At 72.9% G+C, this 11,687-nt stretch carries 13 protein-coding genes; 8 read left to right on the top strand and 5 right to left on the bottom strand.

Annotated elements, in window-relative coordinates; all coding sequences use genetic code 11:
- The first annotated feature begins 96 nt into the window (after positions 1-96).
- Positions 97-999, top strand: a complete 903-nt coding sequence (locus ACFYMP_RS08895) for an acyl-CoA thioesterase (protein WP_388852842.1) — start codon at positions 97-99, stop codon at positions 997-999.
- A gap of 32 nt (positions 1,000-1,031) precedes the next feature.
- Here the strand turns inward: ACFYMP_RS08895 and ACFYMP_RS08890 are convergent, their stop codons facing one another.
- Together ACFYMP_RS08890 and ACFYMP_RS08885 are read right to left on the bottom strand one after the other, a co-directional pair.
- Positions 1,032-2,300 (bottom strand): DUF6397 family protein, encoded by a 1,269-nt coding sequence (locus ACFYMP_RS08890; RefSeq protein ID WP_388852839.1) that lies wholly within the window; start codon positions 2,298-2,300, stop codon positions 1,032-1,034.
- Between the two features lie 146 nt (positions 2,301-2,446).
- Positions 2,447-2,848 carry a roadblock/LC7 domain-containing protein gene (locus ACFYMP_RS08885; protein WP_388852836.1) on the bottom strand — a complete coding sequence of 134 codons (402 nt, stop codon included), beginning with the start codon at positions 2,846-2,848 and terminating at the stop codon, positions 2,447-2,449.
- A 94-nt stretch (positions 2,849-2,942) separates the two neighbouring features.
- On the opposite strand from ACFYMP_RS08885, the gene ACFYMP_RS08880 reads away from it, so the two are divergent.
- Positions 2,943-3,371, top strand: coding sequence for a PPOX class F420-dependent oxidoreductase (locus tag ACFYMP_RS08880; protein ID WP_388852833.1), 429 nt, complete (start codon positions 2,943-2,945; stop codon positions 3,369-3,371).
- Positions 3,372-3,711: 340 nt separating this feature from the next.
- Here ACFYMP_RS08880 and ACFYMP_RS08875 read toward each other — a convergent pair whose 3' ends face one another.
- A complete protein-coding gene (locus tag ACFYMP_RS08875; protein WP_388852830.1) occupies positions 3,712-4,305 on the bottom strand; it encodes a histidine phosphatase family protein in 594 nt (197 codons plus the stop codon).
- Positions 4,306-4,574: 269 nt separating this feature from the next.
- On the opposite strand from ACFYMP_RS08875, the gene ACFYMP_RS08870 reads away from it, so the two are divergent.
- From ACFYMP_RS08870 to ACFYMP_RS08855, 4 genes are all read left to right on the top strand, one after another.
- Positions 4,575-4,793: a CbtB-domain containing protein gene (locus tag ACFYMP_RS08870; RefSeq protein ID WP_388852827.1), complete on the top strand. Its 219-nt coding sequence runs from the start codon at positions 4,575-4,577 to the stop codon at positions 4,791-4,793.
- Positions 4,794-4,812: 19 nt separating this feature from the next.
- A complete protein-coding gene (locus tag ACFYMP_RS08865; RefSeq protein WP_388852824.1) occupies positions 4,813-5,589 on the top strand; it encodes a CbtA family protein in 777 nt (258 codons plus the stop codon).
- 123 nt (positions 5,590-5,712) lie between these two features.
- Positions 5,713-6,417, top strand: a complete 705-nt coding sequence (locus tag ACFYMP_RS08860) for a class I SAM-dependent methyltransferase (RefSeq protein WP_388852821.1) — start codon at positions 5,713-5,715, stop codon at positions 6,415-6,417.
- 128 nt (positions 6,418-6,545) lie between these two features.
- On the top strand, positions 6,546-7,559 hold the full coding sequence (locus ACFYMP_RS08855) for a hypothetical protein (protein WP_388852818.1): 1,014 nt from the start codon (positions 6,546-6,548) through the stop codon (positions 7,557-7,559).
- Between the two features lie 106 nt (positions 7,560-7,665).
- On the opposite strand, the gene ACFYMP_RS08850 is transcribed toward ACFYMP_RS08855, so the two are convergent.
- Entirely contained in the window at positions 7,666-7,848 is a 183-nt protein-coding gene (locus ACFYMP_RS08850; protein WP_388852815.1) for a hypothetical protein, read from the bottom strand.
- Positions 7,849-8,039: 191 nt separating this feature from the next.
- Positions 8,040-9,116 carry a fatty acid desaturase family protein gene (locus tag ACFYMP_RS08845; RefSeq protein WP_388852812.1) on the bottom strand — a complete coding sequence of 359 codons (1,077 nt, stop codon included), beginning with the start codon at positions 9,114-9,116 and terminating at the stop codon, positions 8,040-8,042.
- 1,009 nt (positions 9,117-10,125) lie between these two features.
- On the opposite strand from ACFYMP_RS08845, the gene ACFYMP_RS08840 reads away from it, so the two are divergent.
- Both ACFYMP_RS08840 and ACFYMP_RS08835 read left to right on the top strand, forming a co-directional pair.
- The gene (locus ACFYMP_RS08840) at positions 10,126-10,473 is read left to right on the top strand and encodes an SH3 domain-containing protein (protein ID WP_388852809.1); all 348 of its coding nucleotides are present in this window, start codon (positions 10,126-10,128) and stop codon (positions 10,471-10,473) included.
- A gap of 30 nt (positions 10,474-10,503) precedes the next feature.
- Positions 10,504-11,604 carry an MFS transporter gene (locus ACFYMP_RS08835; protein WP_388852806.1) on the top strand — a complete coding sequence of 367 codons (1,101 nt, stop codon included), beginning with the start codon at positions 10,504-10,506 and terminating at the stop codon, positions 11,602-11,604.
- Positions 11,605-11,687 lie beyond the last annotated feature (83 nt).

Here is an 11,687-nt window from a genome sequence, read left to right as displayed (position 1 = left end):
TGACGCCGCGCGGGCCGCGCCCGCATTCCCCGCCGTGGACCTGTCCGGCCACGGCGGGTGTCCCGACCAGGCCCGCGAGAGGGAGTCCCGCACACCATGATCCCGCCCGACGACGAGGTGCGCCCCGAGCGCCTGGTGGATCTGCTCGACCTGGAGCGGATCGAGGTCAACATCTTCCGGGGGCAGAGCCCCGACGAGTCGCTGCAACGAGTCTTCGGCGGGCAGGTGGCGGGACAGGCTCTCGTCGCCGCCGGCCGGACGACGCCACCGGACCGGCCGGTGCACTCGCTGCACGCGTACTTCCTGCGTCCGGGGCGGCCCGGCGTCCCGATCGTCTACGAGGTCGAACGGGTACGGGACGGCAGGTCCTTCACGACGCGGCGTGTCACGGCGGTGCAGCAGGGGCGGACCATCTTCGCCCTGACGGCCTCCTTCCACCTCCCCGAACCGGGGGCCTTCGCTCATCAGCTGCCGCCGGCCAGGGAACTGGGTGATCCGGAGGCGCTGCCCCGCCTCGCGGACGAGGTGCGGGAGCATCTCGGCGGTCTGCCTCAGGAACTGGAGCGGATGGCCCGCAGGCAGCCCTTCGACATCCGTTACGTGGACCGGCTGCGCTGGACCGCGCAGGAGGCGGCGGGCGCGGAGCCGCGCAGCGCGGTGTGGATGCGGGCGGTGACCCCGCTCGGTGACGATCCACTCGTGCACACGTGTGCGCTCACCTACGCCAGTGACACGACCTTGCTGGACGCCGTCCGGCTGCCGGTCGAGCCCTTGTGGGGTGCGCGGGTGCTCGACCTGGCCTCGCTGGACCACGCGATGTGGTTCCACCGCCCCTTTCGCGCTGACGAATGGCTGCTCTACGAGCAGGAGTCGCCGATCGCCACCGGAGGTCTCGGGCTCGCCCGCGGCCGTATCTACGACCGGTCGGGGAACCTGCTCGTCTCGGTCGTGCAGGAAGGGCTCTTCCGTCCTCGCGACGACGGGCCGCCCGCGCGGTAGGGCTCGCGCGGGGCGGGTCGGCCGCGCGCACTTCACGGCCGCCGCCAGGGCAGCCGCAGCCACGTCCGAAGGCGCGCGGGAGCGGGGTCTGCCCGGCGGCGCTTCCGCCGCCCGCCGCACTTTCGTTTCCCCATCTCCAGTGGTGGCGCGGGTGCCACCGTGGGCACCGTGGGCACCGTGGGCACCGTGGGCACCGTGGGCACCGTGGGCACCGTGGGCACCGTGGGCACCGGCATGGTTTCGGTCGGCGCGAGAGACTGCGGCACTGGCGAGGGGCAGGTGTTGGCGGCCCGGCCGGGCCGGGGCTCCGCGGCCGGCGCCGGGCGGGGCACTCGGGCCGGCCGGGGCGCCGGGCGAACGGTACGGGCGGCTCGCAGTTCCTGACCGAGACGGGTGCTCAGGAGCGCCCTCTCCTCAGCGCCCCGGGCGTGGAGCACGGGGTCGAGGACCGCGTCGACCGGGCTTCCCGGCACGGCCAGGCGACAGGGCTCGGGGCGCAGCCGGTAGAGGTAGTCGCACTCGGCGGAGTCGGGAACGAGCGCGGCGACAGTCTGAGGGCCGAGTTGCGCGGCGAAGAGCGCCGCGCGCTCCCAGGGATCGCTCGTGACGCGGTCCAGACACTCCCTACGGCGCCGACGCCAGGTGACCGGCCGCAGATCCTCCGCCGGTTCGGGCCCGAGCCGCTCGGTGAGGGGGCCCTTCAGCAGGTCGGGTCGCAGGGCGGCGAACTCCCGCAGCTCCACCACGCGGTACAGCCAGACCACGACGCGGTAGCGGTTCACGTAGAAGCGGACCGGGACGAGCTGACCGCAGCGGGCAAGCCGTCCGAAGCGGGACGGCGCGATGTGGAGCAGGGCCGCGGCTTCCGCGGTACCCGCCGTACGCACCTGCTCGCGCAGACTCGCGGGGAAACCAGGAGCCGCGCGCAGCCGTGCGACCTCCTGTGCGGCAACGGTGCGCGCCGAGCCCGCGTAACCCGGGGTGGAGGTGAACAGGCCGATCTCCGCCGCGAGTTCGAACTCCCGTCTGCCGAGCCCAAGTGCGTCGGCCGCTTCGGCCGGAAGAAGAGGGGGCGCGGCTTTCGACGTGCGAGGCGGCGGCGCGGGAGGCCGTCCGGGCGTGAGAGGCGGTCGGGGTGTGAGAGGCCGTCCGGGTGGGGGCGTCCGCCTCGACCGGAGGGGCCGCCCCGAGGTGAAGCGCGGTCCGGCCAAGGCTCCAGCCGCTTCGACGGCGACCTCCCGTCGCCGCACCGGCCCCGGCGCCGTGCCGATCGATCGATTCTCTGTGTGTTTTCCCGCCATGACGAATTCCCCCGTACGACGCGTTCAGGTCTCGGGAGAAAACGTAGCTCCGGGGACGGACTTCGCGCTCGACCTGTGGATAACTCACAAAGGGCGAGGTGGGAGGGGGTGGGACGGCTGTTGGGGCAGAGCGGTGGGAGGGGCGGTCAGCCGGTCTGCTGGGGCCGGCGGCTGCCGACGCCGAGGTGCTCACCGACCCGGTTCACGAGGAGCGTCATCTCGTAGGCGACCTGGCCCACGTCCGCGTCGGCGGCGCTCAGGACACACAGACAACTGCCGTCACCGGCGGCGGTCACGAAGAGCAGGGCGTCATCGAACTCGATCATGGTCTGCCGGACGCCACCCGCGCCGAAGTAGCGCCCGGACCCCCGCGCCAGGCTGTGCAGCCCGGAGGAGACGGCGGCCAGGTGCTCGGCGTCCTCCCGTGCCAGTTCGCTGCTCACCCCGGTGACCAGGCCGTCGTTGGACAGGACCAAGGCGTGCCTGACGCTCGCGACACGCTGGGTCAGTTCGTCCAGGAGCCAGCCGATTCTTGCGTTCTGCGCCACGTTCCGCACTCCCCGTCCGACAACGTCCCCCGACCGGAGGAACCGCACTGCCAGCCTTCCCCACCCCCACGGTCTCGGCAAGCAGGATGGTCACATGGCACACAACATGACCGATGAGGAATGGCAGAACTTCGTCTCCAAAGGGACAAGGACGGGAAAACTGGCCACGGTCCGGGCGGACGGCAGGCCCCACATCGCCCCGATCTGGTTCGTACTGGATGGCGGCGACGTGCTCTTCAACACCGGAAAGGAAACCGTCAAGGGGCGGAATCTGGCCCGGGACGGGCGCGCCGCGCTCTGCGTGGACGACGACCGTCCTCCCTTCTCCTTCGTGACCCTGGAGGGGCACGTCGAGATCACTGAGGACTCCGAGGCCCTCGTGGCGTGGGCGACCCGCATCGCCGAACGGTACGTGGGCCCCGAGCAGGCCGAGGAGTTCGGCAGGCGCAACGGTGTCCCGGGCGAACTCGTCGTACGGCTGCGCGTCGACAACGTCGTCGCCGTGGGAGGGGTCGCCAACTGACGCGAGTGCGGGTCAGCCGCGCCTGACCTGTGCGGCCTCCGGTCCGCGGACGAACCGCCCGTGGACCGGAGACTGTGGCAGGGCAGACCGACACGGTCACCTTCGGCGCGCGGGCCCAGGTCCGTCGCACGGCGAACGTCATGTGCGACAGCGATCCGCAGGCGTCCCCGTCACGTTCTCCAGCGATCCCCGGCGCCCCCTGACGCGCCCTCAGCCGCCACCGGCGGCGAGCCGGCCCGGATGGCCCGCTCTCAGCCGGGCACCGGCGGCGAGCGGCCCGGATCTTCCCGTCAAGGGCCCGGCATCGACACACGCGAGACGCGCCACCGCGGCCCGGCCGTCAGTCCCCCGCGCTCCCCAGACGGAGGTTCCACCGTCCCGAGCGGCCGGAGAGTTCCGTGACACTCAGCGGCCGGACGTCCAGGCGCCAGAAGGCCTCCGCAGGCAGACGCAGGGCGTGCACGACGGCCGCGCGCACCACGTCGGGCTCCGCGACCAGGACGTGCCGGCGTCCGGCGGTCGCCTCCTCCCCCTCGGCGAGGCCGGTGAGCCCGGCGCCTACCCGGCGGATCAGCGCGTCCAGCGGTTCACCACCCGGCGGGGTGTACCGCGGGTCTCGCAGCCAGCGTCCCACGGCCTCCGGTTCGGCGGCCAGCAGTTCGTCGAGCGCGCGCCCCCGCCAGTCGCCCACGGACTGTCCCGCCAGCGACCCGTCGGGGCTTCCGTCCAGGCCGAGGACCTCCGCCGTCTCATGGCACCGGAGAGACGGCGAGAGCAGGACGCGTCCGTGGCGGGGCGGGTGCACGAGGCCGGCGAACCGGGCGGCCGCGGCTGCGGCTCGCCCCCGTTCGGTGAGCGGCAGGCCGTCGTCGAAGACGGACCGTTCGAGAGCGACACTGCGGGCGGGTGAGACCAGCATCACGCGCACCGTCATGTCCGGCCTCCCGCCGTGTCCCGCAAGGCCCTTGCGCAGAAACCCACTTGGGCCCGGTCCTGTGTCGCCCGCGCCGAGACGCTCTCGACGTACGGACTGGTGAGCGATATCGTCCCGGTGACATTACCCGCGACATGACGGAACCCGGTGAGAGCCCGGGACGGTCGCGCCACTGTATGCCGGTCTCGAACCGGTCGAGTCAGACCCGTCATGCCGTAACCCGAGCTCCATCGACCGGGACGCGAGTTCCCTACCGGAGGCCCACTGCCATGGCGCAGTCTGTCGTTCAGCCCACCGCGGGCACCACCACACCGCTTCGTCTGCCGATCCGCGCCGTCCTTCCCTGGGCCGCGTTCTTCGGCGTCCTCATGCTGGCCCTGCTGTACTTCGTCGGCGCCGAACAGGGCGCCACCTCGGTCTTCTCGGGCACGGGCGTGCACGAGTGGGTCCACGACGGCCGGCACCTGCTCGGCTTCCCCTGCCACTGACGGGGCGGCACCGATCTCCATGAACTCCGCCACAGTCAGAAACCTCCTGGTGCGCGGCATGCTCGCCGGCCTCGGGGCCGGCCTGCTCGCACTCGTCGTCGCCTACCTGCTCGGGGAGCCCCGGGTGGACGCGGCGATTTCCCTGGAGGAAGGCCACTCCCACGGCGCGGGCGGCGGGCACGAGCACGAGGTCGAGGTCGTCAGCCGAGGGCTGCAGTCCACCGCCGGTCTGGCGACGGGCGTCCTCGTCTACGGGGTCGCCTTCGGCGGCATCCTGGCCCTGGCCTACTGCTTCGCCCTCGGCCGCGTCGGTCGCTTCGGCCCCCGGGCCACGGCCGCGCTGATGGCCGCCTCCGGTCTCGTCGCCGTCTACCTCGTCCCCTTCTTCAAGTACCCGGCCAACCCGCCGGCGGTGGGCGACCCGGACACGATCGGCAAACGGACCGCGCTCTACGGTCTGATGATGCTGCTGAGCGTGTTGCTCGCGATAGCGACGGTCATCGCGGGCAAGCGGCTCGCTCCCGTTCTCGGGAACTGGTGGGCCACGGTCGTGGCCCTCGCCGGATTCGGGGTGGCCGTCGGTCTCGCCTACGCCTTCCTGCCGTCCGTCAACGAGGTGGGGCACGATTTCCCCGCCACGCTGCTGTGGCAGTTCAGGGTCTCCTCGGTCTCCATCCAACTGGTGCTGTGGACGGCCTTCGGACTGCTCTTCGGTGAACTGGCTCAGCGTCTGCTGGCTCCGGCCGCGCGCTCCGCCCGGCAACAGGGGGCCAAGGCAGCCGCTTCGGCTGTCTGACCTCCTCAGCACCTCGACAGCGCTCCCCCGGCGCCGGCTGTCCGGTCCGGGTACGGCGAAGCGGCCGGCCCTTCACGGGTGCGGCCGCTTCGCCGTACCCGGACCGCGCGGGATCATGGCGGCATGAGCGGTCACGATCACCCCCCTGTACAGGAGTTCTTCGGCCCGCGCGCGGCCGGCTGGGACGACAGGTTCGCCGGCGACCTGCCCCGGTACGCCGCCGCGACCCACGAACTGGCGCTGCGGCCGGGCGAGGCGGTCCTGGACGCCGGCTGCGGCACCGGCCGTGCTCTGCCGCCGCTGCGCGAGCGGGTCGGGCCGGCCGGCACGGTGCTCGGCGCCGACCTGACGCCCGAGATGCTGGGCGAGGCCAGGCGCAGGGGGCGGGACGCGGCGGCGCTGCTCCTGCTCGCCGACGTGTCCCGGCTGCCCCTCCGCGCGGGGGCGCTCGACGCGGTGTTCGCCGCCGGCTTGATCGCGCATCTGCCCGAACCGGTGGCCGGACTGCGGGAACTGGCCCGGGTCGTGCGCCCGGAGGGCCGGCTCGTCCTGTTCCATCCGCTCGGCCGGGCGGCGCTCGCCGCCCGGCAGGGCCGCCACCTCGGTCCCGGGGATCTGCGGGCGAGGCCGCGCCTGACCGCGCTGCTGTCCGCCGCCGGCTGGCACCTGCTGACGTACGTCGACGAGGACGAGCGCTTCCTCGCGGTCTCGCGGCGCTCGGCCGGGACCGGGACCGGCGGAGAGACCCTCGCAGGCGCCGTCAGCGAAGAAGCGGCCAGCGGCGCAGGGGGACCCGGCGCGCGGAACGGCGGGGAGGGGACCACGTGAAGGCTTCGCGGCGGCCGTGTCCCGGAGTCTCGACGCGAAGGTTACCCGCTGGTTAAGGTGCGCCGACCGACGGCACACACGCCGCGGCGCACGGACGGTGCCAGGCCGGGCACGGAAGGGAGACGGACGTGCCGCAGACGGAGCAGCCGGGCGCGCGGGACGAGCAGGACGAGGCGCTCTACGTGCTGACGGCGGCTTTGCTGACGCCGGCCCAGTTCCCCGGCGCACTGGGGGACGACTTCCCCGAGGCATGCGCACGGCTCGGTCTGCCGCCTGCCGCGCTCGGCTACGGTCTGGTGCTCGGCCAGGACGGGCACGGAGCGCGGTGGACGGTCGTGGTGGGGGACGTCTCGATGGTCGCCGTGGCGATCGCCTCCTGGGACTGCGGGATGGAGTACGCCCTCTCCCCCGCCCCGGAAACGGTGGTGGCCTCCCTGCCGGGCTGGCCGATGGCGCTCTCGGTGGCGGCACCCGGTGTCCCCGCTCCGCACGATCCGGTACCCGGAGAGGACGGTACCGGGGGACGGGCGCCCCTGGTCCCTCCCGCCGAGGAGGGCTGGGGTCCGGCCCAGCGCAGACTGGGCGCCGACGAGATCGCCCGGCAGTGGCATGTGTGGCGCGGGCAGATAGCGGACGAGGAGTTCCTGCCCGTCCCCTCCGGGAACGCGGCAAAGGACGCCGAGGCCGGGCCTGCGGACCCACCGCCTACGGTCGCCGTACGCGGCACCTCCCCCGGCACCGCGTCCGGAGCCGGAAGGCGCGAGGGCGGGGCGGACGAGGAGAGCGGCGGCGACGGGCGGGAGCAGACCGCCGGCACCGACGACTCCGATGGCAGCCGGGAGCGGACGGGTTCCGCCCGGCCCTCGCCGGTGGTCCGTGGCCCTGTGCGCCGGGTGCTGGCCGAGGCGCGTGGATATCTCAGTGCTCCGCCACCTCCGGGCCGGGTGCGGTCGGCCTTCGCCACGAACGAGGCACGGATGTTGCGGGCCGACGGGCCGGGGTGGTCGCTCGTGGCCCGGACCGACGACATCGCCTTCGTCCTCGTGGACGAGGAGCCCGGCGAGATCTTCCCGGTCGGTCGCGGGCCCGAGTTGCCCGGTCTTCTGAGCGCCCTCGACGGGATCGCGGTGCGCCCCGCCTGAGCGTGGCAACCCACCTCGGCGGGCCGCCTCGCCCGAACGGGGCGCCGCCTCCGGCCACCGGCGGCAGGGCCGGCGCTATGGTCCCGCCCTCAGCGCCCCGGACGGCTCAGCGGCCCAGTTCCTTACGCCCCACGCGGCGCAGTCTGCGTCGCTGGGAGGGGTCCAGGGCCAGGTAGGCGGCGGCCGGCACCCCGAGAATGATCAGGAGAGCCGCCCACCAGGGGAGCCAGATGAGCAGGATCAGGCCGACGACGGCTCCTCCTGCGGCTACCTTCGCGTTCTTCGACATCTGTGTCGCCTCCTCGGCGGCCACCTGCCGCCCTCTGCACTGAGAACGGCAGCGCGCCCGCGACGGTTCCAGTGGATCGCCGTGGTGGACCCTGACGCAACCCTGATTTCGTCCCCCGGCCCGCTTCCGGGTCCTCGTCCATGTCCCTTCTCCCGCAGGCCTCCCGCAGGTCTCCCGCAGGGCGGTTTCCTCTATTCTCCCGCGCGCAGCGGCTCCCCGACGTCGTGCAGGTGGCCGAGGGCCTGACGGTAGGAGTCGACCAGCCCGGTCTCCGTGTAGGGCAGGCCCAGGTCTCGGCAGTGGGCGCGCACCAGCGGGCGGGCCAGACGCAGGTGCGGGCGGGGCATGCTCGGGAACAGGTGGTGCTCTATCTGGTAGTTGAGACCGCCGAGGAACCAGTCGGTGACCGGGCCGCCGCGGATGTTGCGCGAGGTCAGGACCTGGCGGCGCAGATGCCCCCAGCGTTCTCCGTCGGGGTCGGGCATCTCCATGCCCTTGTGGTTGGGGGCGAAGGCCATCCCGAGGTGCAGTCCGAAGACCGCTTGGTGCAGCACCAGGAAGAGCAGCGCTTTGAACGGGGACAGGACACTCAGCAGCAGCGTCAGGTAGGCGGTGACGTGGACGAGCAGCAGCGCCCCCTCGACCAGTCGCTCTCGCGGCGACTGGCGGCGCAGGTCCTGGAAACCGTGCACCTTCAGGGCGAACCCCTCCAGCAGGGTGAGCGGGAAGAAGAGCCATGCCTGGTGCCGGGTGAGCCAGCGGTGCAGCCCGGTGCGTTCCGCCACCTGATCCTGGGAGAAGACCAGGACGTCGGCGGCGACGTCGGGGTCCTTGTCGACGTGGTTGGGGTTGGCGTGGTGGCGGTTGTGCTTGTCGTTCCACCACGCGTAGCTCATGCCCAGCAGGAGATTGCCGTGGACGAGGCCGATCAGCCGGCCGATTCCGCGATCGGAGGTGATCTGCGCGTGCCCCGCGTCGTGACCGATGAAGGCCGTTCTGGCCGAGAAGACCGCGAGAGGCGGCGCGAGGAGCAGGGTCCACCATGTGTCGCCGAGCACGATCATCCCGGTCACGACGGCCGCGAGGCTCAGTGTGTTCACGAGGACGGCGCGGACGTACCAACCGGTGCGGCGCTCCAGAAGCCCCTGCCCCTTCACCGCGCGCAGCAACGGAGTGAACTCGCTGCCCTCACGCGGTGTCCTGTCCGGCTCCGCGATCAGGGAACCGCGAGGGCGCGGCAGCGCCGGGGGTGGGGTGGTCTGGGTCATGAGAACTCCGGTGGCTGGTGGATGCGGCCTGTGCGTCGAACGTACGGCGCGAGCACGGACCGCGACCATGAGGCAACCCCCCGTACCCACCTGCGGTCTGCCACGCCCCGCACCCTGAGGCTGGCCACAGCGTGCGGGTGCGTCCAGCCCCCGTCGCGCGCCTGCGTTCCTCCGGGTTTCAGCCCGGATGGGTTGTCCTCCGCGCCCTGCGCGTCCAGTAGGCAACTTTGACGAATCCCGGTAGCCGTGCCGAATCCCGCCGGGAGTCGTGCTGCTCGTACCACCACCGTCGGTGCCCGCCTCCTGGACCGCCGGTGTTGTCGTGCGCCGGCGGGTCCCCGCGGTGCTGCTCCCGGTAGGTTCCCGCGCTGCCCGTGCGGACCCGGCTGTGGGCCGGTGGACGCGTGTACTCCACAGGGCTCTTCTGGGGTGCCGCGGCCCCGCTGGCCCTCCAGTTCACCGCCAGGGGCTCGCAGCTGCCCGGTGTGGGCGCCGACGGGCGGGCCGCCGGGCGGGCCGGGCCGCTGCGTACGGCGGACGTCGAGCGGGTGCGTGATCTCGCGGCGGCGATGCCGCCCGAGGCGCAGATCCCGCGACGGCGTACGCCCTCACCGCGGGCGACGAGCAGGAGGACGAGAACCCCCCGGCCACCTGGCCTCCGCGGGATCGGGCGTCTGAGGGGACTCGCCCGGAAGGAGACCGGCCCCCGGCCCAGGGGTCCTGGCTGACGGGCCCCTGTCCCCCGAACGGACGTCTTCGCGGCCGTAAACCTCCCGGCACGGGCGTCGTGAGGCGTTCCAGGTGCGACACCGCCGGTCGAACGGGCGCCGCGAACACCGCGGAGTCCACTCGTTCCCTTCAGCGATTGATCGTTCTCCGTTGATCCACAAAGGTGGAGCCCGCCGGAGGCCCGGGTCGTGCGTGGTGTCAGGACCACGCCCGGCCCGGTCCGGCACCACGGACACCCGAAGGGTGCGCCGTGCCGACGCACGATCAACGGGAGACGCACATGCTCGGTACGAAGACGAAGCGCGCCCTCGCCCTGGGCGGGGCGAGTCTGGCGCTGGCCGGGGCGGGTGTCCTCGCCGCCTCACCGTCGTTCGCCGCCACCTCGGTGACCGCGTGGACCTACGGCAACGTGCACGCCGGACCGGCCAAGGGCGAGCGGGTCGTCAGCCATGTCAACGCCAACTACAGCTACGACGCGTTGTGCTGGCTGGAGGGCGATCTCGTCAACGACAAGGGGATCAGCAACCGCAACTGGGTGCGCCTCCAGCTCAACAGCGGCGGGATCGGCTACGTGAGCGCCATCTACCTGAAGGGCAACGACAAGGGGAACGTACCCAACCACTGCTGACCGCGTCGGCAGCTAAGACGGCCGGTGGGGGTGCCCCGTACCTCCTGGGGCGCCACCACCGGCACGGTGGCCCCTCCTTCGATCATGCTGGTGGCGGCCGGCGCCTCACTCGTGCTCTTCCTGAGCGTCCCGCTCGCCGCCCTGGGCGGTTTACTGAGCCTCGGTCTCCTCCTCGGCGTCGCCCTGCTCACGGGGACGGCGGCCGTGTTCTTCCAGACGGCGTACACCGCCTACCTGCCGGGCGTTCTGGACCCGGCCGACCAGTCCGAGGGCAACGCCAAGCTGCACGGCGGCGCCTCCGCCGCGCAGATCGCGGGTCTCGGCTCCGGCGGTCTCTTCGCCCAGGCGGCGGGGGCAGTGAACCGGACACTGGTGAACGCCGCGACCTTCGCGGTGCCCCTCCTGTGCCTGCGGGGCATCGGGTACCGCGAGCCCGCCCGTGTCCGGTCCGCGGGGCGGGGCGGTGCGATGGCGCGGGAGGTCGTCGAGGGGCTGCGTCTGGTGGCGCACGACTGGTGGCTGCGGACGCTGACGCTGTTCGGGGCCTGCTCGAACCTCGCCCTCATGGGATACCAGTCGCTCCAGGTGCTGTTCCTGGTGCGCGAGGCGGGGGCCGGCTCGGGGACGGCCGGTCTGCTGATCGCGGCGGCGGGGACGGGTGGGGTCGTGGGCGCACTCGTGGGCCGCCGGGCCGCCCGCCGGTTCGGCTCGGCGCGGGCGACTCTGCTGTGCGAACTCGGCCTGCCCGTGGGCGCCTTGTTCATCCCGCTCACCTTCGACGGTCCCGGGCTGCTGCTGTTCGTGCCCGGCGGGTTCAGCGTCTCGGCGGGGGTCGTCGGGGGCAACGTCGTCAAGGCCGGGTTCCAGCAGCGTTACTGCCCGCCCCGGCTGCTGGGCCGGCTGACGGCGAGCACCGCCTTCCTCAACTACGGGACGATTCCGCTCGGCGCCCTCCTGGGCGGGACGCTCGGCACCGTACTCGGTGTACGTCCGGCTCTGTGGATCATGACGGCGGGGGTACCGCTCTCGGCGCTGGCCCTGCTCTTCTCACCGGTGCGCCGGGTACGCGAGCTGCCCACGGCTCCCGGGGCCTGCGCCTCGCTGTCCGCCGAGGCCACCGGCGCGCGCTGAGCGGCCCCGCGAGCACAGACGCGGCCCCGCGAGCACGGACGGTCCGGCGGTCGAGGGGCGACCGCCGGACCGAGGACGCGCAG

The sequence above is a fragment of the Streptomyces sp. NPDC007088 genome (assembly GCF_042869355.1).
Lineage (GTDB): Bacteria > Actinomycetota > Actinomycetes > Streptomycetales > Streptomycetaceae > Streptomyces.
This window is presented reverse-complemented; position numbering and strand designations above follow the sequence as displayed.

Excerpts from the sequence above, each read along its gene's own strand:
- ACFYMP_RS08895 (WP_388852842.1), top strand. The coding sequence starts at position 97 with ATGATCCCGCCCGACGACGAGGTGCGCCCCGAGCGCCTGGTGGATCTG.
- ACFYMP_RS08890 (WP_388852839.1), bottom strand. The coding sequence starts at position 2,300 with ATGGCGGGAAAACACACAGAGAATCGATCGATCGGCACGGCGCCGGGG.
- ACFYMP_RS08880 (WP_388852833.1), top strand. The coding sequence starts at position 2,943 with ATGGCACACAACATGACCGATGAGGAATGGCAGAACTTCGTCTCCAAA.
- ACFYMP_RS08875 (WP_388852830.1), bottom strand. The coding sequence starts at position 4,305 with ATGACGGTGCGCGTGATGCTGGTCTCACCCGCCCGCAGTGTCGCTCTC.
- ACFYMP_RS08870 (WP_388852827.1), top strand. The coding sequence starts at position 4,575 with ATGGCGCAGTCTGTCGTTCAGCCCACCGCGGGCACCACCACACCGCTT.
- ACFYMP_RS08865 (WP_388852824.1), top strand. The coding sequence starts at position 4,813 with ATGAACTCCGCCACAGTCAGAAACCTCCTGGTGCGCGGCATGCTCGCC.
- ACFYMP_RS08860 (WP_388852821.1), top strand. The coding sequence starts at position 5,713 with ATGAGCGGTCACGATCACCCCCCTGTACAGGAGTTCTTCGGCCCGCGC.
- ACFYMP_RS08850 (WP_388852815.1), bottom strand. The coding sequence starts at position 7,848 with ATGTCGAAGAACGCGAAGGTAGCCGCAGGAGGAGCCGTCGTCGGCCTG.
- ACFYMP_RS08845 (WP_388852812.1), bottom strand. The coding sequence starts at position 9,116 with ATGACCCAGACCACCCCACCCCCGGCGCTGCCGCGCCCTCGCGGTTCC.
- ACFYMP_RS08840 (WP_388852809.1), top strand. The coding sequence starts at position 10,126 with ATGCTCGGTACGAAGACGAAGCGCGCCCTCGCCCTGGGCGGGGCGAGT.